This window comes from Berryella intestinalis (genome assembly GCF_000814825.1).
Classification (GTDB): Bacteria; Actinomycetota; Coriobacteriia; order Coriobacteriales; family Eggerthellaceae; genus Berryella; species Berryella intestinalis.
The window spans coordinates 989540-1010202 of record NZ_CP009302.1 but is presented as its reverse complement, the minus strand read 5'-3'; the positions used below and the strand labels follow the sequence as shown (position 1 = coordinate 1010202).

General features: G+C 58.8%; 18 protein-coding genes. 9 read left to right on the top strand and 9 right to left on the bottom strand.

What is annotated here, in order from left to right; genetic code table 11:
• The 4 genes from dsrO to JI75_RS04465 all read left to right on the top strand — a co-directional run bounded on the left by dsrO (nt 1) and on the right by JI75_RS04465 (nt 3902).
• Entirely contained in the window at nt 1-813 is an 813-nt protein-coding gene (gene dsrO, locus JI75_RS04480; RefSeq protein ID WP_240993125.1) for a sulfate reduction electron transfer complex DsrMKJOP subunit DsrO, read from the top strand.
• Complete coding sequence (gene dsrP / locus JI75_RS04475; protein ID WP_205911717.1) at nt 806-1981, top strand: sulfate reduction electron transfer complex DsrMKJOP subunit DsrP; 1176 nt, start codon at nt 806-808, stop codon at nt 1979-1981. Before dsrO ends, dsrP begins: the two co-directional genes overlap by 8 nt.
• Before the next feature lie 67 nt (nt 1982-2048).
• Nucleotides 2049-2363 (top strand): TusE/DsrC/DsvC family sulfur relay protein, encoded by a 315-nt coding sequence (locus JI75_RS04470; RefSeq protein WP_039689077.1) that lies wholly within the window; start codon nt 2049-2051, stop codon nt 2361-2363.
• A gap of 75 nt (nt 2364-2438) precedes the next feature.
• Nucleotides 2439-3902, top strand: coding sequence for a cobyrinic acid a,c-diamide synthase CobB (locus tag JI75_RS04465; RefSeq protein WP_039689074.1), 1464 nt, complete (start codon nt 2439-2441; stop codon nt 3900-3902).
• Between the two features lie 42 nt (nt 3903-3944).
• Here JI75_RS04465 and JI75_RS04460 read toward each other — a convergent pair whose 3' ends face one another.
• From JI75_RS04460 to JI75_RS04420, 9 genes are all read right to left on the bottom strand, one after another.
• Nucleotides 3945-5321, bottom strand: coding sequence for a hypothetical protein (locus tag JI75_RS04460; RefSeq protein ID WP_039689072.1), 1377 nt, complete (start codon nt 5319-5321; stop codon nt 3945-3947).
• On the bottom strand, nt 5318-6064 hold the full coding sequence (locus JI75_RS04455; RefSeq protein ID WP_205911716.1) for a hypothetical protein: 747 nt from the start codon (nt 6062-6064) through the stop codon (nt 5318-5320). Before JI75_RS04455 ends, JI75_RS04460 begins: the two co-directional genes overlap by 4 nt.
• A gap of 126 nt (nt 6065-6190) precedes the next feature.
• A complete protein-coding gene (locus JI75_RS04450; RefSeq protein ID WP_039689070.1) occupies nt 6191-7678 on the bottom strand; it encodes a sensor histidine kinase in 1488 nt (495 codons plus the stop codon).
• On the bottom strand, nt 7666-8328 hold the full coding sequence (locus tag JI75_RS04445) for a response regulator transcription factor (protein ID WP_039689068.1): 663 nt from the start codon (nt 8326-8328) through the stop codon (nt 7666-7668). The genes JI75_RS04450 and JI75_RS04445 overlap by 13 nt, the downstream gene beginning before the upstream one ends.
• A gap of 52 nt (nt 8329-8380) precedes the next feature.
• On the bottom strand, nt 8381-8806 hold the full coding sequence (locus tag JI75_RS04440) for a hypothetical protein (protein ID WP_144299268.1): 426 nt from the start codon (nt 8804-8806) through the stop codon (nt 8381-8383).
• A 15-nt stretch (nt 8807-8821) separates the two neighbouring features.
• Nucleotides 8822-9670: an ABC-2 family transporter permease gene (locus tag JI75_RS04435; protein WP_052241593.1), complete on the bottom strand. Its 849-nt coding sequence runs from the start codon at nt 9668-9670 to the stop codon at nt 8822-8824.
• Complete coding sequence (locus JI75_RS04430) at nt 9667-10473, bottom strand: lantibiotic immunity ABC transporter MutE/EpiE family permease subunit (RefSeq protein WP_205911715.1); 807 nt, start codon at nt 10471-10473, stop codon at nt 9667-9669. The genes JI75_RS04435 and JI75_RS04430 overlap by 4 nt, the downstream gene beginning before the upstream one ends.
• Nucleotides 10470-11183 carry a lantibiotic protection ABC transporter ATP-binding protein gene (locus JI75_RS04425; RefSeq protein ID WP_039689063.1) on the bottom strand — a complete coding sequence of 238 codons (714 nt, stop codon included), beginning with the start codon at nt 11181-11183 and terminating at the stop codon, nt 10470-10472. Before JI75_RS04425 ends, JI75_RS04430 begins: the two co-directional genes overlap by 4 nt.
• Nucleotides 11184-11378: 195 nt before the next feature.
• Nucleotides 11379-13043 carry an FAD-dependent oxidoreductase gene (locus tag JI75_RS04420; RefSeq protein ID WP_052241592.1) on the bottom strand — a complete coding sequence of 555 codons (1665 nt, stop codon included), beginning with the start codon at nt 13041-13043 and terminating at the stop codon, nt 11379-11381.
• 465 nt (nt 13044-13508) lie between these two features.
• On the opposite strand from JI75_RS04420, the gene JI75_RS04415 reads away from it, so the two are divergent.
• The 5 genes from JI75_RS04415 to JI75_RS04395 all read left to right on the top strand — a co-directional run bounded on the left by JI75_RS04415 (nt 13509) and on the right by JI75_RS04395 (nt 20586).
• Nucleotides 13509-14822, top strand: a complete 1314-nt coding sequence (locus JI75_RS04415) for a helix-turn-helix domain-containing protein (protein ID WP_158407620.1) — start codon at nt 13509-13511, stop codon at nt 14820-14822.
• Nucleotides 14823-15073: 251 nt separating this feature from the next.
• Complete coding sequence (locus JI75_RS04410; RefSeq protein ID WP_082019752.1) at nt 15074-18553, top strand: Cna B-type domain-containing protein; 3480 nt, start codon at nt 15074-15076, stop codon at nt 18551-18553.
• 132 nt (nt 18554-18685) lie between these two features.
• On the top strand, nt 18686-19045 hold the full coding sequence (locus tag JI75_RS04405; protein WP_039689056.1) for a YccF domain-containing protein: 360 nt from the start codon (nt 18686-18688) through the stop codon (nt 19043-19045).
• 217 nt (nt 19046-19262) lie between these two features.
• Nucleotides 19263-20009, top strand: coding sequence for a DUF4230 domain-containing protein (locus tag JI75_RS04400; RefSeq protein WP_039689054.1), 747 nt, complete (start codon nt 19263-19265; stop codon nt 20007-20009).
• The gene (locus JI75_RS04395) at nt 19999-20586 is read left to right on the top strand and encodes a DUF4230 domain-containing protein (RefSeq protein ID WP_039689051.1); all 588 of its coding nucleotides are present in this window, start codon (nt 19999-20001) and stop codon (nt 20584-20586) included. Before JI75_RS04400 ends, JI75_RS04395 begins: the two co-directional genes overlap by 11 nt.
• Nucleotides 20587-20663: the final 77 nt, after the last annotated feature.

Below are 20663 nucleotides of genomic sequence, written 5' to 3'. Positions count from 1 at the left end.
GTGACGAGGACGAACAACAAGCGGATGAACGGCCTTGGGCGCCGTGATTTCGTCAAAGCCGGAATCGGAGCCTGTACGCTGGGTCTCGTGTCGCTTACGGGCTGCGCGACGCGGGAAACGACTAACGAGCAGATCGTATGCGACCTGTCCAAAAACGGTAGCGAGAAGCAGTACGGTCTGGTCGTGAACGTGACCAAGCTCAACGAGCTGGGAGTGCTCAAAGATATCATCGGGGCCTGCCACGCCGAGCACAACGTGCCCGACACGCGCGACCCGAAAACCGCCGTCGAATGGATGATGGACGTCAGCTTCGAGGAGGCCTTCGAGGACATCGCCAGCGAATACACGGCCGATCGCGTCGCCCACCTGCGCTACCCGGCGCTGTGCAACCACTGCGCCGAACCCCCCTGCGTGCGCGTGTGCCCCACGAAGGCCACGTTCAAGCGCATCGACGGGATCGTCACCATGGACTACCACCGCTGCATCGGCTGCCGTTTCTGCATGTCGGCCTGCCCGTACGGCGCACGGAGCCTGAACTTCAGCGACCCGCGGAAGTTCTTGGGCCGCGTGAACCCCGACTATCCGACGCGCAGCAAGGGCGTGGTCGAGAAATGCATGTTCTGCTCGGAGCGCATCGACAAGGGAAAGCTCCCCTTATGCGTCGAGGCGTCGAAGGGTTCCATCCTGTTCGGCGATCTGAAAGACGCCGGCTCGGATGTCCGTCGGGCGCTTGCGAACGCCTTCTCCATCAGAAGGCGCGTCGAGATCGGCACCGACCCGAGTGTCTACTACGTGTTCGAAGGCGGTGAGTAGCGTGCTTGAAAAGGCGTTTCATGGATCCAAGCTGTATTGGGGATGGGTCGTCGCGCTTCTGGCGATGATAGGCATCGGCGTGGCGGCTTATGCGAACCAGTTCCAAAACGGCCTGGTCGTCACGGGCATGAGCCGCGATGTGAACTGGGGCCTCTACATCGCCCAGTTCACCTTCTTCGTGGGCGTGGCGGCGTCGGGGGTCATGGTGGCCATACCGCTGTACCTGCACAACTTCAAGGAGTTCGGCAAGGTCGTCATCTTCGGCGAGTTCCTGGCCGTCGCCTCGGTGCTGGTCGCGCTGCTGTTCATCGTCATCGACATGGGGTATCCCACGCGCGTGTTCAACGTGATCCTGCATCCCACGCCCACCGCCATCGTGTTCTGGGACGTGGTGGCGCTTTCGTCCTACCTGATCGTCAACATCCTCATCGGATGGGCGGCCGTAGGGGCCGAGCGCAAGGGGGTCGCGCCGGCGAAATGGGTGCATGTGCTCAGCTTCGTCGCCATACCGCTTGCCATCAGCATCCACACGGTCACGGCGTTTCTGTTCTGCGGCATGCCGGGGCGCGACTACTGGCACACGGCCATCCTGGCCGCGCGTTTCCTGGCCTCGGCGTTCGCGGCCGGTCCTGCGCTCCTTATCATCATCTGCCTGATCATGCGCAGGCTCTCGGTGTTCAAGGTGGGCGACCGTGCGATCGACGCGCTCGCCAAGATCGTATGCTACGCCATCATCACGAACGTGTTCTTCTTCCTGTTGGAGGTATACACGTCGTTTTACAGCAACATCCCTGCGGGCACGTATCCGCTCCAGTACCTGTTCTTCGGCTTGGACGGGCATGCGGCGCTCGTGCCGTTCATGTGGGAGGCTGCTGCGGTGCTGGCCTTCCTCGGCATAGGGCTTCTGCTGGTGCCGAAGCTGCGCCGCAACCACAAGGCACTGGTGGTCGCGCTGGTGTCTGTGTTCATCGCCTGCTGGATCGACAAGGGCTTGGGGCTCGTTCTGGGCGGCTTCGTGCCGAACTCGTTCGGGCATGTGGTGGAGTACGTTCCCACGGCAACCGAGCTGTTGGTGATCCTGGGCGTGTACGCTATCGGGCTTTTGGTGCTCACCGTGCTGTACAAGGTGGCAACCGGGGTGCGCAAAGAGCTCGCGCAGGATCGTTAGGTGTTTTACCGCAACCGCGGTGGAATAAGGATGTATTGGTTCGTCACGAAAAGGAGATGGATGCACCATGGCTGACCTGCATGTTGGAGACCGCGTTCTCGCGCTCGACGAAGACGGCTTCCTCGAGGACCCCGCAGAGTGGGACGAGGAGGTTGCCGCGAAGCTGGCCGAAACCGAAGAGGTCGAACTGACCGACGAGCACTGGAGGGTTATCAACTACCTGCGCCAGTACTACGCCGACTTCGGCGTCGCCCCCATGGTCCGCAAGATGCTCAAGGACACCGGCCTTTCAAACGCCGAGGTGTACGAGCTGTTCCCCAGCGGTCCCGGTAAGGGTGCCTGCAAGATCGCCGGCCTCATGAAGCCCACGGGCTGCGTCTAGGCCGTACCGCTTCGTATTCGCGACGGGCCGCCGTGCGTCGCATGACGGCCCGCCCATCTTCCGGAGGGCTGCAAAATGGGTGAACAGTCGTTCGAGCTGCCGCGTCTGATGATCGCGGCTCCGCATGGGAAAAGCGGCAAGACGGTTATCACGACCGGTTTGCTGCGGGCTCTGAAGGATCGCGGTCTGAGCGTCCAGCCGTTCAAGAAGGGTCCGGATTACATCGATCCGGGTTGGCACGCCGTAGCCTGCGGCTCGCGCAGCCGCAACCTCGACAGCTGCTTCATGGACGCGCCGACGATGCGCCGCGTGCTTCGCGATGCGTCGGTCGGGGCCGACTTGGCGCTGATCGAAGGCGCGCACGGGCTGTTCGACGGGTCCGATGCCGCCGGCACCAGCTCGTCTGCCGAGGTGGCTAAGAGAACCGCCACGCCGGTGGTGCTGGTGGTGGACACCACGCGCATGACGCGTACCACAGCGGCCGTCGTGCTGGGCTGCATGCACCTCGACCCCGACGTCACCCTCGCCGGCGTCATCCTGAACCGGGTTCACGGCCCGCGCCACGAGAACACCATCCGCACCAGCATCGAGCGCTACTGCGGCGTTCCCGTGCTCGGAGCCGTCCCCAAAGACGAGCGACTGCTGCTGCCCGACCGGCACCTCGGCTTGGTATCGAGCGTGGAGGTGGGCACCGCCGACTCGTTCGTGTCCGGCGTTGCGGACGTGCTGGGCGAGCACATCGATTTCGAGGCGCTTCTCGCCGTTGCCTCAAGCGCCCCTGCGCTCACCTGTCCCTCGGAGCCTCTTTTCGCGTCGCTGCGCATCGATGCGCGGGACAAGGAGCGCGTGAAGATCGCCGTGGTGCGCGACCGCGCCTTCAACTTCTACTACGAAGAGAACCTCCATGCCCTCGAAGCCGCCGGCGCCGACCTCGTTTTCGTGGACAGCATGAACGACCTCGGCTTGCCTGACGATATCGACGGGCTCTACGTGGGCGGAGGGTTCCCCGAAGTGTTCGCATCCCAGCTCCAAGCCAATGTTTCGTTCCGGACGAGTGTGAAGCGCGCGATCGAGGCGGGCGTGGCCGGCTATGCCGAATGCGGGGGGCTGATGTACCTCACGCGCACCATGCATACCGACGAGGGGGCGTTTTCCATGGTGGGCGCGTTCGACGCCGAAGTGCGCATGGAAAGGAACCGCCAAGGACACGGCTACGCGAATGTGGTCGCCCGGGACGAGCACCCCTGGTTTGCGGCGGGCACGAAGATCGTCGGTCACGAGCACCATCATTCAAAGGTGACCGTTGCGAAAGGAGAGTGCTCCTTCGCATTCGACAACCAGCGCGGCCGCGGCATCGAAGACGCCAAAGACGGGCTGTGCCTCAATCGCACCGTGGCGGGCTACACGCACGTGAACGCCATAGCGTCGCCGGTATGGGCAAGCGGCTTCGTCGAAGCTGCGCGGGCGTACAAGGCCGAGCGCCGAAAGAGCCGTGAACCGCGCATGCTCGAACCGTTCTTCGTCCTGAAGCGGGCTTAGAACTTAGATAGATCAAAGTCGATTCGCGTCCCTTGTTCGACCCTAAACAACAAGGGGTTCGGCGATCATGCCCTCGAAAAGGCGGTCGACGTCGTCGAAGACCTTATCCATTTCCTTGTCGATAATGCCTCTGACGTATTGGTCGCAAGCATCGGGTTTTTCTACCAGCACCCACTTCAACTGTTGGTACGAGTATTTAGCGAAGGCCATCCACTGTGGATAGTTTATAACCATGGGATTCTGCGTGAAGCAAACTTTTCCGGCGTTGATGGCTGTCGCCGAGGAATGGGCTATGAAAAGCATAGTCGCGAGCTTTGGATGCTTTTCTCGATCATTTGCCACCGGAATAGAGTCCTTGATGGGTGTCCCCGATTTGATCTTCCTTACCGCATAAGCGAAGCGCACGAAGATCTCGGCGACGGCGACGGGAATGGACGACGAGCAGAAGTGAACGAAGTCATAACCGTTCCAATACATCCCCTGAACTACTTCGGCGATCGTTTGGTCTTCTTCGAATAAGCTTCCGAATTGCATGAGGTTGAAAAGCCCCATGCAGGGGGCAGGCAACCCAGCTGGAGTTGCAACATCCGAAAGGAAATGGGTTATCTGTTTAATGAGCGCCTGTACGAGTTCTGTTTCCCGCCTGTCAGCGTATCGATCGATGACTTGTACAACGATCTTTCCGTTCTTGTCGATCGTTGTCATCCTTCCTGTAAGAATATCGGAAACGCCAACTACAAGACCTAGAAGTGGATCGTGGCCAAGCGAATATAAACGGTGCATGCCCGGAACAAGGCCCTCCACGTCCACGTGCGTGGTGGTGAATCCTTTGTTGACCGGGGCATCATAGGGAACCTTGCTGGCCCTTTCTAACTGTCTTATCTGCTCAGGAGTAAAAACTCGCTCAATATGATCCCTGATATAGTCTGAAAGCGGACCGGCCTTCAATCCACTGGAGGTTTTCTTTGGGACTCCCACCAGCAACGTTTCGATGGCAGCTGCGAGAAGGCCCGCTCCAACGGAAATGGCGATATCGATCCCATCAAGCTTATGGATTGAGTTGTACTCTGCATTAAGGGTCTTAACTACTTCTATGTTGTTTGCGAGCTCATCTTTCGAAAAAAGGTCCTCGAGAACAACGTCCTCTTTGCCGTTGCGAACAGATTCAGCCAGCAATTCATCCCACGAGGGAAGGCTGTTGCGAAAGGCTGTTCGAGATGGAACCACAGAGCGAGAGGCTGTGGAAAGGTCTTCTACTGGCAGATCATAGCCAAGCGACGTCAAAATCCGTTCGCTTCTGGTTATGGTTGACTCAATACCGACCATTTCCGATTTGGAAATAGAGCTCAATAGTTCGCTCTGGTTGGCAAGGACGGTATTTATTTCCCTTTCCGTCTTCGTATACTTGTAGCGATTCACGATGCATCAAGATCCTGTCGGAGATCTTTGACTGCGCGTTCGAGCAAAAGATTCAGCGACTGCAGATAATCTAGACGTTCTCTATTCGCATCCGATTCGTCTTTCAATGCTTGGATAATTGCTTGATGTTTCTGAAGGGCCTCTTTGTAAAGCCGTTCCTTTTCCTGATGAAGCTGTTTCGCTTTGATGTTCGCGGCGATTTTTACACCGGTTCCGGCAGCTACTGCCACAGGGGCCGCCAAAACAAAAACACCCGCAGCCATACCTCCTCCGACAATTGCTCCAGCGGTAGCAAGCCCAGACGTCAAGCCCGCTGCCGACAAGCCGACGGTTCCAAGTCCATACAAAGCTGCGAAAGAACCGATGCCACCAACCGCAGCCCCTAGAGCGCCCCCCATTACTTCTGGAATGGCGCTTTCTCGGATGGTTCTGTTCTTGTCATCGAGAGCCGCGGCCGCTTCATTCACAACGTTCACTACCGGTTGCAGCGACTCAATGTTTTGGAAATTCATCGATCGTTTTTCCTGGATGGACTTTTTAACGTTTGTGACACCGTCGGAAGCGACCTCGATGGCGTCGTTTGCCACATCGCTTATCTTGGAACCAACTTCTCCCGCTTTTTTCGAAGCGCTGGACGCTAGCTTACCTGCGCTTTCGGATGCATTACCAGCAATGCTGGCAACGGTCTTGCCTGCCGAGCGAACGCCCTCGAGAGGCTTGATGTTACGAGGATTAATGACCATCAGCATATCCTTCCAAGATCTTGTAACCGCATATCGGTGACTATATCACCACGGCCTTCATTCGCTCATTACGTATTTCTCCGCAGGTCAAGCAATCCGAAACGCGTTGAAGTTTGCGGTGAGAGTTTATCCTGAGAAACCAACACGAGGCAGCCGCATTTCCACATGCGCGCCGAGGACGTTGCCTTCGCTGTCGGCGAGGTTGGAAAGCGCGAGTTTTCCTCCGTGGGCGAGGGCGATGTCCGAGGTGATTGAGAGGCCGAGCCCGAAATGCGGGGCCCCAGTGGCACCCGCGTTCGAACGCGCGGCATCGTCGCGAAAGCACCGCTCGGCGCCTCGTTTGAGGGCTTCCTGCGAAAACCCGGGGCCGTCGTCCTCGACGGATAGGATGAAGAGGTCCTGATCGGCATCGTGGGAGAATGCGAGCGACACCGAGCCTCCGGCAGCATGGTCGCAAGAGTTTCCTACGAGGTTGAGCACCGCGCGTTCGAGGGCCTCCGCATCCCAGAGGGGCAGGGCGCTTCCCGCTCTGCAATCCGCGCAGCCGCTGCGAAAGGCCGCCGACCGCGCAACGTCGAGGTAAAACCCGCGCGCCGAGACGAGCCTTCGCGCCGCAGACTCCAACCGATCAGCTAAAGCGGATGGATCCGTAGCCTCGACACGGAGCTGATGCGCCTCTCCGCGCGATGCGTCCACGATCTTCGTGACGAAGCCGTCCATCGACAGCACCGCGCGACGCAGGGCATCGACACATGCCGCAGACTCCTCGTTGAGTTTCCCCTCAGCCGCATCCTCGGCAAGCAGATCAGCATTGCCAAGCGCTATCGTAAGCGGCGTTTTGAGGTCGTGGGCAAGCGCGGCGACCTGGTCTCGGTTTCGCATCTCGGCCTCGCGCTGCGCTTCGATCGACTCCTTGAGCGAAACGCGCATGCTATCCATGGCCTGCAGCACGTTATCCACTTCGGCCACGTGGCTGCGCGATACAGGTTCGTCCAAATCGCGCCTTCCAACGGCTTCCGCCGCCCGCAAAAGAGGGTTCATCGTGGCGGCTATTCTGCGTCCCGCCCGCAAAGCGATCAGAGCGATGACGACGACCAGCGCCGATATCGCGACCCATAGGAAAAGATCTTGGGGGTTGGGCAGCGCATCGCGCGTCCCTTTATCGGCCCATTGGGGAACGATCTCGTAGCACAGCACGCATCGCTCGCCCTGCGCGAGCGTTGTGACCGAGAAGAAATACGAAGCCGTCTGAACAGCCGAATCGCCGTCCCCCTCGGTTGAAGCCGCGAGAGCCCGGGCCTGGTCGAGCTGCGAGCCGGCCATATCGGATGCTTTCAAGGCCCCATTCGCGTCGAACAATGCGTAGCGGTATGCAGAGGAAACGGCGCCTTCGTCGAACGACGCTTGGCCGGACAGGATGCGCCTGGTCTCTTCCAAATGCGATTCGCCGTAATTGGCCGAGAGCACCGCTCCCGACCCCATTTGGAAGACGAACGCCCCCAAGGGGATGCCGACGGCGAAGACGGAGCTGATCAGCACGTACAGAAAGTATTTCGACACTATGAGAGCCAAAGGAACCCGCTTGGGCCGCAAGCCCGACCTCATGCCTCCCATCGATAGCCTCTTCCTCGTATCGTTTCGATAGGATCGATTCCCGCTTGCCGCAGCTTCGCCCGCGCATTGCTCACGTGCATGGAGATGGTGTCGTCTCCTGCGTCCGAGATCCACCCCAGCGCTTCGTTTCTGATCTGGGAACGCGAAAGCGTCTGGGCCCGGTGGCGGGCGAGGAACTCGCACACGGCGTACTCGGTCGCCGTGAGGGGAACGGGGGTTTCGTTCACGAAGAGCTCGAGGGCGTCCAGGTTGAAGCGAGCGGCTCCCACAGCGAGCACGTGAGTTCGCGCGCGGCTTTCCCGTCGCAGGTAGGCTGCCACTTTCGCGCGCAATTCGGCCACTCCGAAAGGCTTGCGGATGTACTCGTCGGCCCCAGCGCCCAATCCCCGCACGGCGTCCTCTTCGGTCACCTTGGCAGTGATGAAAACGATGGGGCCGTCCACGCGGTCTCTGATGCACTTGATCAATTCGATCCCGTCGAGTTTCGGCATCATCACGTCGCAAAGAACAAGGTCGTAGCGCGACAGATCGAGGGCCGGAACAGACGTGGGGTCGTTTACCGCATCAACCGAATGGCCATCGCGCGAAAGAGAGCGAACGAGCAAATCCGTTATCGCGCTCTCGTCGTCTATTGCGAGGATCCGCGCCATATCCGTACCGTTCCCTTTCTTCGCATTGCGAGGATGACCTGCCGCATCCCCATCATAGATCGAAGTCCGTCGTAAGCGCCTCACGGGCAGCTTGCGGCACTTCGTCTTCTGCGATGCTATCGTAATGCAATCCGGAAGTTCCCTTGGCTTCGATCTTGATCCAACCTTCGCCCGACGCTTTGCGGCCGAACAAGATGATATCAACCGTCATATCCCTCCCGTTCTCATCCGCCGCGTTCACCTCATAGACGTAGTTCGTGCCCGATCCGGAGGCATCGCGGTACGAGTCGAAGTACGAATCCGGATCGGGGCAGGGTGCCCATACCGTGCGTTGGGGTAGGGGCAGCAGGCTATCGGCCAGGCTTTTGCCGACCGTGACCGCAGAGGAGCACCCTTGCAACACGGAGGCTGCAAGCGCGATGGCAGTCAGGATACATACGACGACCGCCGCGCGGCCGACCGAGGTTCTTGGTCTCATATCCATCCCACCTTTCTAGCTTTCGTGTTGCGCAGGTTCGAATCGGCTGATCCATAACGAGAGGATGATCGAAAGAAGCGCGCTCGCGGTAGCGCACAGGCATCCGGCTTCGACCAGACGGTCTGCGATTCGGACAGCGGCGCTTGGATCAGCCGAACCTGCTGCGATGGAGATTTCCACAGGAAGAGAGCCCAAAACTACAGCCCAGCTGGTTGGAAGCAGCGCAAACGAATTCGCCTGAGCAGCGGTAAGCTGACCGGTCATAAGCCCGTGAGCGAGCCCTCCTATCGAGAAGAACGCGAGAACGAGCCCGACGGCCCCGGCCGAAATCGCTACGTTGCGACCCCATCGGAGGGCTATCGCGTACGAGATGAGATACATAGGAACGCTCCCCAAACCAAGCCCGGCGACCGACGCAGCGTAAGCCGCGGGTTCCAGCACAGCTTTTCCTCCAAAGGCGAGGATCGCAGCGAACAGGGACACAGCAAGGCCCAGCGCGGTCGCTCCCATCAGCCAGAGCGAGGAGATCCGGGCAGCAAGCGCTCGTTGTCTAGAGGGGGCCGATAGCAGATTGGACAGGCCCGTCGCCTCGGTCTCGGCGTCGGCATCGATACCGCACACCAAACCGACCGTCAGGGGCATCACGGCGCCCAGCAGCTGCACGAATGCATCGAGTCCCATCGAGGGATCCCAGGGCGCGTAGGCGAAGTACGCCCCGCTCGCCGATCCAACCCCCGCCGCACAGACCGCATGCAGCAGCACGAGCGGAGACCGATGCAGCCGCAACGCCTCCGAGGCAAGCGCTCGGGGAAACGTTGCTTTAAGGCACTGTGCGGGGTTTCCCGGTTGTGTCGCCGTTCTCATCGCAGTTCCTCCGATCTTGAAACCCACATCGCGCCAGCGGTGGCGAGCGCAGCAGTCAGGGCGCAAGCCGTCACAAGCGCTAACGCTACGACCCCGCCTTGCCCCATCGACTCAACGAGCGCCATGCCGATGGAGGCCGGCTCGCCGCTGGGCAGGACCGGCAGGAACGCGGTTGGCAGCACGATGGTGGCCGTCGGGGGGACAAGCGGCCAGAAGGGTATCGCCGACCAGCCAAAGCTCAAGCCGAGCTGCATGAAAAGGGGGACGAAGGCACCCGCCAGCATGCCTGCGCGCATAGTGAGGAGCAGCGTGGCCGGCACCATCCACGAACTCGCCACGGTCAGGACAAACGCCGTTTCCAGCATCGGCAGCATGCCCGCAGATCCTTCGGGGGCCGCCAGCGAAGCCGCCGCATAAACGATGAAAACTGTCAGGTTGGACAACAGGGAAAGCGCCAAACACCATGCAACCTTCGCGCCCCATACGTAAGAGAGCGGAATCCCGCAGGAAAGCAGCCCGCGGTTTCCCATGCGCGCATCGGCGTTCGCGACGGTAGCTGCCACGAGCGAGATGGAGATCGGCATCAGCAGGGCGTACCAGTAGTTCCACAGTGAATACTGGATGCCGAATTGCGGGGCGTTCAAGGCGACGTGCAGCGCAAGAAGGGGGAAGGGCAAGGCCAGGGCTATCGCCAACCGCATCGGAGCGCCATGCTTGGACTTCAAAATCTCCGCTTTAAACGCCGAAGCGAATGCCGACCCGCCTTTTCTTGCCGGAAAGGATTCCAGATTGCGAGATCTCATAGCGAGCGCTCCTTTCGACAGACGTCCATGAAGAGCTCTTCGAGGTTTTCACCTGGTCGGAGCTCGCTCTCATACGCCAGCTTCCCGCCGACGATGATCCCCACGGAGTCGGCCGTGTGTTGGACCTCGCCGAGGATATGGCTTGAAAGCAAAACGGTGATCCCCTGTTCGGGGAAGCTGCGGATGAGCCCGCGCAGCTCCTCGATACCGATGGGGTCGAGTCCGTTGGTAGGTTCGTCGAGGATGAGCAGTGACGGGCGGTTGATCAGGGCGAGTGCGATGCCCAGCCGCTGCTTCATCCCCATGGAGAAGCGACCTGCGCGCTTGTTGCCCGTATCCGCAAGCCCGACCGTCTCGAGGGCTTCGTCGATGCGCTGTCTGGGAATGCCTAAAAGGGTCGCGCGTACCTGGAGGTTTTCCCTTGCGGTGAGATTGGGGTAGAGAGGCGCCTGTTCGATGAGCGACCCGATGCGGTACAGATCGCCTCGCTGCCAGGGATGGCCTTGAAAAACAACCTGGCCGGAAGTCGGACGCAGCATCCCTGTGATCATTTTGAGCGTGGTGGATTTACCGGCTCCGTTCGGTCCGAGGAGCCCGTATACCTTGCCCCGCTCGACGTGGAGGGAGACCCCATCCACGGCCACTTGCGCGTTACCGCCTTTTCCGAACCGCTTGACCAGGTCGCGCGTCTCCAGAATGCATTCCGCCATGCCGCATTCCTTTCATTCGAAGCTTGCTTTGCCCTTTCCAGTTTGCGCAGGCTTCTTAAAGAAACGCTAAAGGTTGTGAGGGGGGTCGATCGTTTCCGGCTAAACGCTCTTGTGCGAAGACAGTACGGCCTTTTTGAAAAAAGACGTGCCGCGCAACGAGGGCGCGGCACGTCTGAGAGGCTTTCCTTTATACGCTTACTTGGAAGCGAGGGTTTCTCCCACTAGGTAACCCCAGGTCACGCATCGGCCTTGCGAATTGCCGGGAATGTTGATGGGGTAGTCCACTGCATAGAAGTCGCCGGAAACGTTGCCGACGGCGTAGAGGCCCTCGATAGCGTTTCCCTCGGCATCGGTCACGGCCAGGTTCGTGTTCACCTTCAACCCACCCACCGTGGCGAGCACGGCAGGGAGCGCCTTCATCGCATAGAACGGCCCTTCGACGACAGGCGTGAGGAATACGGCATCCTTACCGAAGTCGGGATCGCTTCCCTGAGCGCACAGCTCGTTGTAGCGCTCGATGGTCGCCTTGAAGGTATCGACGGGAATACCGCACTGTTTTGCAAGGTCATCGAGGGTATCGGCTTTGAAACCCATTCCCGATTCGACAGCGGCGTCGACGCCTTTCTGGCCGGCCTCGCCGTCCCATTCCCCTGATCCCAGAACACGGAACGTATCCCAGAACATGCCGCCGCCGTAAGGCAGGCCCGCCAGATTGTCGCGCACCCAGTTCGCGTCGAAGACGGAGTAGCTGCATTGCCCCGGCTGGCGCAGGTAGTTCAGCGATTTTCCGTTAACCCAGGTCGCTTCGTTGAAGAACCGTTCGCCGCGCTGGTTCACGGCGAGGAACGCCGATTGCTGATAGGCCCCGGCTTGCGGGTGAAGCATGGGCGGGAAATGACCCTGCTGCATAGCACCGCCCGCCCAAAGACCCATTTTGTGGCCGTCCCCGGTGTTTTGACCGACAGGTGTGTAGAGCTTCGCGTCGCATTGCGCGATCTCGGGGGCGTAGTATTTCAGCATCTCCTCGTCCCCTACGATGTCGCCCGTGGCAAGCACGACGCCTTTAGCGGCTTTGTACAGGGTGTATTTACCACCCGCACCCTCGACGAGCGCACCCACCACTTTCCCATCCTCTTTTTTCAGCTGAGCGACAGGCGAATCGAACACGTAGGTCGCACCCGCAGCTTGCGAGTCTTCGAACATGAGCTTCGTGGCGTCTCGCGACCAATCCCGTCCGGCGGTTTGCTCGGGACCGCCGAAGAATACATGGTAGCCGGGAGAATCGGGAAACTCGGGGTCACGGGAGTACCCGTCCCACAACAGCACCGAGACGCCGCCCTTCTCGCATTTGTCTATGAGCCAGTCCATGGCCTCGCCCGACCTGTTGAAGTACAGCGACACCAAGGCCTCGTTCACACGGCTACCGCAGCAGTGCACCCAATACTTCTGAGCTTTCGACCGGTCGATGGAAAGCCCAGCGGCGCGGATCACTTTCGAATCGACCACCCCGATGCCGAATCCCCGGCCCGACCAAGTCGAGCCCTTTTCAAGGACCGTGACCTTCAGCCCCCGCTCGGCCGCCGAGCAGGCAGAGGCGATTCCCGACATGCCGGCTCCGACGACCACGACATCGGATTCGATGGTTTCAACGATGTCGGCATCGGGAACTTCGGCCGGAGCAGTGAACCATGACGGTTCTCCCGAAGACGCGTTGTTGCCGGCGGCCTTTTCGGCGCGATTTGCCGGAGAGCATCCAGCAAGCCCGAACGTCGAGGCCATGGCGGCTGCAAGGGCGCTCGCTCCCGCACCTTGGAGGAAGAACCTGCGATCGATTCCCTTGCCCTCATGTACGTTGTCCATACTATCCCTCCTTGTAGTGATGTTTCCCATCCGCGATACGGCCCGGGCCCAATCGCGTTTCCCTTGCTTGACGGTAGTGTCTGGCGGCTGCTTGCGATAGCCCCCGAACGGGTCGTTCGGGCTTCAAGCAGGGGGACACGTTTCGGGTGGTTTGGCAAAAGCACCAGGTGAAAGGCTTATTCCTGTGAAACGGGAATAGGTTGCCCGGGTATGCGGGGGTGGGGAAATTCGCTAGACTGCTTTCGAGACGAAAGGACGGTGCGCATCGTGTCTGCTTCCCGCGCTAAAAAGCTCATTCAGGGTATGCGACTGCACCATCTGGGTTTCTGTCTCTTCTGGGCGGTGACGTTCGTAGCGCTTTCCGGCTTCAGAGGAGGCGCCGTCGCCGGGGGATCGTGGCATGCTTACCTTGCTTTCGAGCAGATCGCTCTTCCCGTTGCGGTGGGCGCTTTGGCGGGTTGGTGCATGTGGTCGCGCGCACCGCTCCCTTTTCGTAGCGCACTGCTAGCGGGGTCCCTGCTGAGCGGAGGAGTTCTGCTGTACTTCTTCTCTTTTCAGCTTGATAGGGGCGACATCGTTCTTGCATGCATGGCAGGCGCTTTGCTGGGATGTTCCTGCGCGCTCTTCTTCCTTCTGTGGCAAACATTTTTCGCGACTGAAGGGCAGCAGCATGCGATGGTGTACATTCCCGTGTCGGCCGCTCTGTCCGTCATCCTGTACCTGCTGATCGGGTTATTGCCGACGCCGATGCTTGCCCTGGTCTCGATTGCGGTTTTGCCCTTCATGGCGACGTACACGCTTGAAAAGAGCCTGTCTGAAGTTGAAATGTACCCGATCGAGCCGTTCGACCGGACGTCGCTCCGCTCGACCGTTCGCGACCTGTGGCGCCCGGTCTTCTGCGCAAGCGCCATCGGCTTCATGTGGAAACTCGTCTCGAATCTACCCCTTTTGGCATCTATGGACGGCTATGGGAGCTACGCAACGCTTCTAGGGTTCGGAGCGGCTGCCCTCCTGGTGGCCTTTCTAGAGCTGTTCTTATCCCGGGGATTTGCCATTCTTCAGGTTTACCAGGTTCTTTTCCCATTGATAACGGGAGTGTTCCTGCTTCCGGTGTTCTTCGGCGAGCGCTATGCGGCGCTGCTTTCGGGGATGCTCATGTTGGGATTCGAGGTCGTGAACCTTTTGCTGATCATCACCTGCGCAGTGTATTCAGCCAGGCATGCTCGATGTCCGATCGCGTTGTACGGATTGTGCATCGTCCCAGTTTTAACGAGCTTGGCGCTGGGAGGGAGCTTAGGGAGCATGCTCAGTCCCTTGGCGGCCTTCGATTTCGCCTTTGTGGTGAACGTCCTTTTCGTCTGCATTTACCTGCTGTCATTCGCTCTGCTGCTGGCATCGCGGGGGAGGGCCTCCGAAGCGCCCGCCTCCATTGCCGATGAGGAGCTCGCCGCGTTTTCCGGCGGAGGAACTGATGCATATGCGGGTTCGTCGGGGCTTTCCACCGTAAACGGTCCCGAAACGATGAATGGCGGCTTCGAAGCGACAAGGTTCGACAGGGAAGCGGCGACCGATCGCTTTCTGCGCGAAGGAGGGCTGTCGACGCGCGAGATGGAGGTTGCCGGCTTGCTTCTAAGGGGCCACACGATGGCCGCTATCGCATGCAAGCTGTTCATCTCTGAAAACACGGTGCGCGGCCACGCGAAGAGCATCTACCGTAAGTTCGGCGTCCACTCGCGCCAGGAGCTTGTCGATCGTCACGAAGAGGCGCTTTCGGAGTAGCGAGCCGAGGTGCTTGCGGCGTATGCCCTCCGTAGAGATCGTAAAACGTCTCTTTCGCGACGTTTATCTCATAACATTAGCAGTTCTTTTGCATGTCTCTCAGTGACCTGCCGCCTGTTCTAGTATTATCTCTGATGCATGATTTGACATAACACTTTGTCGAGCGCCGCCGTTATCGGCGGTGCGGTTTGGTTGAGAACGAGGGTTTTGTCCCAAGCGGTTCGAAAAGAGCGTACGGAAACGGAGCATCGATGAATGTAGCATCAAGGGCGCGTGTGGTTCTGGTTGCAGCTGCGACGGCGGTCGCGCTTTTCCTCGCAGGATCGGGGACGGCTTTCGCCGCTCCGGTTTCGGTGTCGAACGAAGCCGATCTGCGGGCGGCTGTGTCGGCCGGCAGCGACGTCGTTCTCGCCGGAAACGTAACGCTTACCGCCGAGCTCTCGTTCCCCGGAACCTACCGGGGCGAGATCGACGGCGCAGGGCACACCGTCACGGCCGGCAGCTCGCTGTCCCAGATGTTCAACCTCTCTTCGGGCACGCAGCTGTCCCTTAAGAACGTCACGATGAACGGAGCCGACAAGGCGCGCCATATCAAGGGCGAAAACGCCGTCCTCTCCATTTCCGGCTCGACCTTCACGAACGGTACGAGCGAAAACGACACGGTATCCAACGAAGGCGGCTCCATCAGGCTGGTCGGCGGAGAGCTGAAGATCAATGCGGGCTCGGGCCAGACCGCGGCCACCGCAGGCCAGCTCACGTATTTCGCCTCCAACAAGACCGTCGCCAATGCGGCCGCCCCCGCGCACGCCCTTCCTCATGGCGGCGCCATCTTCGTCACCGACGGCAAAACCACCATCGAGGGAACCACGTTCCAGGGCAACAAGACGGGCAAGGTCCTTGCCGTGGGCTCGTCCAGGGGCGGATGCGGAGGTGCGGTCTACCTCGACGGCGCCAACGGCTCTTTCACCGACAACGCAAACGTATACGAAGGCAACGAGTGCTTCACGGCGGATGACGAAGGCGGGAACCAGGGCGGCGCCATCTTCACGTCCGACGTTGCCATCAAGTCCACCAACAGCACTTTCAAAGTGGGCAAGAACATCAACACCGGAGGGGCCATCTACACCCGCTCGAGCTACGGCAGCACGATCGATAACGCGACGTTCACCATCGACCAGGACAACGGCTTCGCGATCAGCGGCGGCGCCGTTCAGCTCGACGTCAGCACCTCTATGACGATTTCGAACTCGACGTTCACCCAGGCCCGCGGAAGCGTTCGATTCGCCGGCGGCTTGATCAACGTGGTTGGGAAGACCGATCTCGTCATTCGCGACACCACGTTCGAAGGCCAGTACCGAGGAGGGTTCCCGTACTGGGATCATCCGGGCCACAGCCAGTGGGCGGCTAAATTCGGCGGCGCGATCTGCTTCGAGGGAACCTTTGCCGAAGACGGGCAGGGCAAGTTCCTCCCGGCTTCATCGGGTACGGCCACCTTGGAAAACGTCAGCATATCGAACATGGGGGCCAGCAATGCCGGCGGCGCCATCTCGGTGGGCACGGCCATGAACATGCCCTCCAGCATCGCGCTGAACCTCACGAACACCACGATCGAGGAAACGGGAACCATCCGCGAGGACGTGAACACGCTCCCGGCAACCGAGCTGCCCTTGACCGAGTCGGACTACAACGCCTCGGGCCAGCCGGTAAACCACACGAACGCGCCTAACTACGTAGGCGGCCAGATCTTCATGGGCATCGGATCCAAGCTGAACATCAACGGCGGTGCGTACTCCAAGGGGGCGACGTCGCGCGGCGGCATCATCTTCAACCAGGGCACGGCCGTCGTGTCGGGTGGCGCGAGGATCAGCGAGGGCTACACGAACGCGCGTGGAACCGACTTCCAGCAGCGCAGCGGTTACGGTGCCGGGATCTACAACGCCGGCGCCCTTACCATCGATGATGCCACCATCGCCAACAACAACGTGCGCGTCGGACCCAAGAGCGTCGACGTCGATCCGGACGAGCTGTCCGGCGCATCCGTGTACGCCTACGCTCCGGTAACCATCACGCCGAAGGCGTCGATCGCCGAGGACGTCAGGGTTCTCGACGGGCAGTCGTGGATCAACCTCACCGGTGAGCTTGTCAACAAGATCGGCGTGTCCATCAGCGAAACGAAATGGGCTCCGACGGGGGATTTCGCCGCCTATGCCGAAAACATGCAGATCAAGTGCGGTTATCTGGTCGCACGCGGCATCAACGGATACGAGCCGACCCACGGCGATTCGGCCAAGCTGTTCATGATGAGCAAGATGCCCGAAGCCGATTACGCGGCGGCTGACGCCGATCCGCTGGGTGTGTGGGACTTCCTCCTCAACCCCTCTCATGAAGTGGTTGTCGGCAAGCGGGCGGCCGTGACGTTCCATGGCAACCGCAACGATGCGAACCCTGAGCTCGTTTCGTTCAACAAGCAGACCGGCGACGATCCGACGATGGAGGCCGTGTACCACTTCTATTCGGACGCGCTGGCTGAGGCGCCGTACGTGGATAAGGCCACCATGGCGCCGGTGACCGGCATTGCGGTCCCGAGCGAATACCCTGCAAGGGATCTTCACGCGTTCATCGGATGGTTCGATCGCCCTGATGAGACCGACCCCGCCGACTTCACCGCCGACAATCCGTTCGACGTGGCGGCCATTGTCGGGCCTCGAACGATCGAAACGCATTTCTACGCAGGTTGGGCGCCTATGCATGAGGTGGAGGTGCTGAAGCGCTGGAGCGCGGATACGCCCGAGGACGAAAAGACCGATGTCGTGATCTCGGTATCCGCCAGCTACGATAAAAGCGCCCTTCCGGAGGGCTCTGCTAACAGGGAAGTGCTTGCGGACGACAAGGGAGCCTGGACCGAGGGGAGCCTCGATGTGCCCGTAACCGTCGGCGGCTCCGGAAAAGCGTTTGCGGCCTCTCACGTAGCGGTGTACGACAAGGACAAGCAGCTGAAGTCGCTTCCCGTCACGTATACCGTCGACGAGAAGAACGTTCCCGCGGGCTTCGCAGTTACGGCGACGGAGTCCGCTCTGGAAGCCTCTTCGCCCTCAACCGAAGCTCATCCCAAAGCGACGTTCTCGGTTACCAACTCGCCCGAAAGGATGGACATCGCGGTAGCCAAGGAGTGGTCCGATGCCGATGATCGGGACAAACTGCGACCCAAGACCGTTACCGTTCGCCTGAAGGCAGACGGCGTCGAAGTGGGATCGAAAACCCTTTCTGCCGACACCGGCTGGAAGGCTGCGTTCGAGGGCGTCCTCAAGCACAACCATGGCCGCCAGATTTCCTATGAGCTGGTCGAAGACGCTGTGAAGGACTACGAATCAGCGGTCTCGGGTAACGCGGCAGATGGCTTCAAGGTCGTGAACACGCACGAGCCCAAACAGCCCGACCCGGTGGATCCGGTAGACCCCATCGATCCCAAACCTGTCGATCCCGTTGATCCCGTTGATCCCAAGCCCGTCGACCCGATCGATCCGAAGGATCCCGTGTCGCCCGTGCAGCCGAACCCCTCGGATCCGAGCGGTGGAGAGAAAGCTGCCAACGGTTCCGTTACCGTGGCGCCCAAATCGGCTGCGCGCTCCGTGATGCCCGTGACGGGCGACGGACTGGCTGTCGGAGGCATCGTGGCCGTAAGCTGCGCAGCCCTGATCGCCCTGGTTGCAACTCGTAGAAGGGCGAAGTAAAAGCACAGTAAATGCCGAATAAAGCGGACGGGTCTTCCTGAAGGATTTGAACGGTGATCGATACCGCCTTCCTTTCGCGAAAAAAACAAGGCCGATAATGGATGATGGTTTCTCGTGTGACAGGAGGATACTATGCAAACCATCGGGAACATTATTTGGATACTCCTTGGCGGTATATGGACCGCGTTAGCGTGGGCTATCGCAGGCATAGTGTTCTACATCACGATTATCGGAATTCCGCTTGGACGCCAGGCCTTCAAGATGGCAAAGCTAACGTTAACGCCGTTTGGGAAAACCATTGAATACGGTGGCGGTGTTCCGTCGCTCCTGGCGAACGTTATTTGGGTTCTTTTTATCGGCATCTGGGAAGCAATCACATACGCAATCTGCGGCATCGTATTTTGCGCGACTGTTGTTGGCATTCCATTTGGAATTCAGCTTTTCAAGATGGCCAAATTATCACTGCTGCCGTTTGGAGCTAAAGTTTATTAACTTCTTAAAGTCGAATATCGAGAATGCCAAATGAACTTGCGAGCAAAACGGCTGCCAGTACCACAATCAGAAGTGTGACAACAATGCCGAAAATATGCTTTAGTTTCATCTCGACCCCTTAAAGCAACCACCGTTAAGAAATTCTGACGAGGAGAAGAACTCGGATTTTCTACAGTTGTAGAGTAACCATATTTATAGAAAGAGGTAAGGAGGCAATATGGATAACGACCCCCAAAGAAAGGGAGCTGTAAACGGCGAATGCACCGAGGGTCAAATCCATCTTGAGCAAGTACCTGAAGCTCCAGCGCAACAGGGCGAATGCGGAACGGAAAAGGAATCGGGGGCAAAAGCAAAGATCCTTTTTGGAAGGTGGTCTTTGAAGAAAACCGGATTGGTTGTTGTTGTCGTCGTTGTTTCAATTGCCGTCGTTTGCGGCATAGTTTTGCCCCTTGCGCTCGATCGCAATGGGACACGATATATTACAGAGTCGGAATTAAGAGATGTGGTTAATGTCGAAAACCTGAATACCATTGATTACACGTACAAAGGCATAGCCGAAAGTCACAGCAGCTTTCTTTGGATGGACGCTGTCGATTATCGAGTCAAATATACCGCTCACGTTCGGGCAAGCTACGATATGTCAGCTATCGAATTCTCGATAGACAAAGAGAACAGCATCGTGACAGCCTACATTCCGCCCGCGACAATATCTGATCCCATCCTAGACAACAACCAATTCGGATATCTGCCTGAGAAAACAAACGCGGAACTACCCACCGTCATAGCTCTATGCAAAGAAGATGCAGCGAAAGAAGTAAACAGGGAACAAATACAAGCAGAATCACTCAAGAGCCTCGAAGACACCATCCGTGCACTTACGTTACCGCTACTCGGTGATGATTTGAGTCTGCAATTCAAAAGCCTTTCCGAATACAGTGGAACTGGAGAGCAAAATGAATCCTAGAAAAGCAGCGTGCATTGCAGTTTTGATATCCGCACTCGCTCTTTGTATGACCGGTTGCAGAAAAGAAGAAAGCAATACACCCGACTTTTCCGGATATACAAAGATTGCGGAATTGGCAACGAAAGAATGCACTTATCACAATGTCGCTGAAATATACAACGACGGAACCGATATCCTCTTCGGGATAAATGTAGGGTACAAGAAGGCATGGTTTGAGTATGACTGCAAAGTGACCCTTGGAATCGACGTATCAAAAGTAAAGATCGAGGGACCCGATCAAAACAACGTAGTCACCATCTACATCCCGGAGGCCCAAGTTATCGGACTTCCGGTGGCCGACGAAAACACCTTCTCCGACATCTATAAAGATACCGGACTGCTTACGGGAATTGAAACCTCTGATCAATCAAAGGCTTATGAAATCGCTCAAGAAGAGATGAAGAGGTCGATAGAAGCCGATACCGATTTAATGAACCAAGCAAAGGAGCAAGCAAAGACCCTTCTAGGGGGATATGTTCAAAGAATAGGTGCGTCCATGAATCAAAACTATGAGATTAAGTTTGTAGACGCCATCTAAGAGCGTAAAACAAGATGAGTTCAACATAGGCCGCTGGGGCCGCACCCACGTCCGGTTCAGGAAGGCTAGGAGCTCGC

Excerpts from the sequence above, each read along its gene's own strand:
- JI75_RS04435 (WP_052241593.1), bottom strand. The coding sequence starts at position 9,670 with ATGAGAACGGCGACACAACCGGGAAACCCCGCACAGTGCCTTAAAGCA.
- JI75_RS04470 (WP_039689077.1), top strand. The coding sequence starts at position 2,049 with ATGGCTGACCTGCATGTTGGAGACCGCGTTCTCGCGCTCGACGAAGAC.
- JI75_RS04430 (WP_205911715.1), bottom strand. The coding sequence starts at position 10,473 with ATGAGATCTCGCAATCTGGAATCCTTTCCGGCAAGAAAAGGCGGGTCG.
- JI75_RS04450 (WP_039689070.1), bottom strand. The coding sequence starts at position 7,678 with ATGGGAGGCATGAGGTCGGGCTTGCGGCCCAAGCGGGTTCCTTTGGCT.
- JI75_RS04455 (WP_205911716.1), bottom strand. The coding sequence starts at position 6,064 with ATGGTCATTAATCCTCGTAACATCAAGCCTCTCGAGGGCGTTCGCTCG.
- JI75_RS04415 (WP_158407620.1), top strand. The coding sequence starts at position 13,509 with ATGTGGTCGCGCGCACCGCTCCCTTTTCGTAGCGCACTGCTAGCGGGG.
- JI75_RS04410 (WP_082019752.1), top strand. The coding sequence starts at position 15,074 with ATGAATGTAGCATCAAGGGCGCGTGTGGTTCTGGTTGCAGCTGCGACG.
- JI75_RS04440 (WP_144299268.1), bottom strand. The coding sequence starts at position 8,806 with ATGAGACCAAGAACCTCGGTCGGCCGCGCGGCGGTCGTCGTATGTATC.
- JI75_RS04425 (WP_039689063.1), bottom strand. The coding sequence starts at position 11,183 with ATGGCGGAATGCATTCTGGAGACGCGCGACCTGGTCAAGCGGTTCGGA.
- JI75_RS04405 (WP_039689056.1), top strand. The coding sequence starts at position 18,686 with ATGCAAACCATCGGGAACATTATTTGGATACTCCTTGGCGGTATATGG.
- JI75_RS04445 (WP_039689068.1), bottom strand. The coding sequence starts at position 8,328 with ATGGCGCGGATCCTCGCAATAGACGACGAGAGCGCGATAACGGATTTG.
- JI75_RS04400 (WP_039689054.1), top strand. The coding sequence starts at position 19,263 with ATGGATAACGACCCCCAAAGAAAGGGAGCTGTAAACGGCGAATGCACC.
- JI75_RS04395 (WP_039689051.1), top strand. The coding sequence starts at position 19,999 with ATGAATCCTAGAAAAGCAGCGTGCATTGCAGTTTTGATATCCGCACTC.
- JI75_RS04420 (WP_052241592.1), bottom strand. The coding sequence starts at position 13,043 with ATGGACAACGTACATGAGGGCAAGGGAATCGATCGCAGGTTCTTCCTC.
- JI75_RS04465 (WP_039689074.1), top strand. The coding sequence starts at position 2,439 with ATGGGTGAACAGTCGTTCGAGCTGCCGCGTCTGATGATCGCGGCTCCG.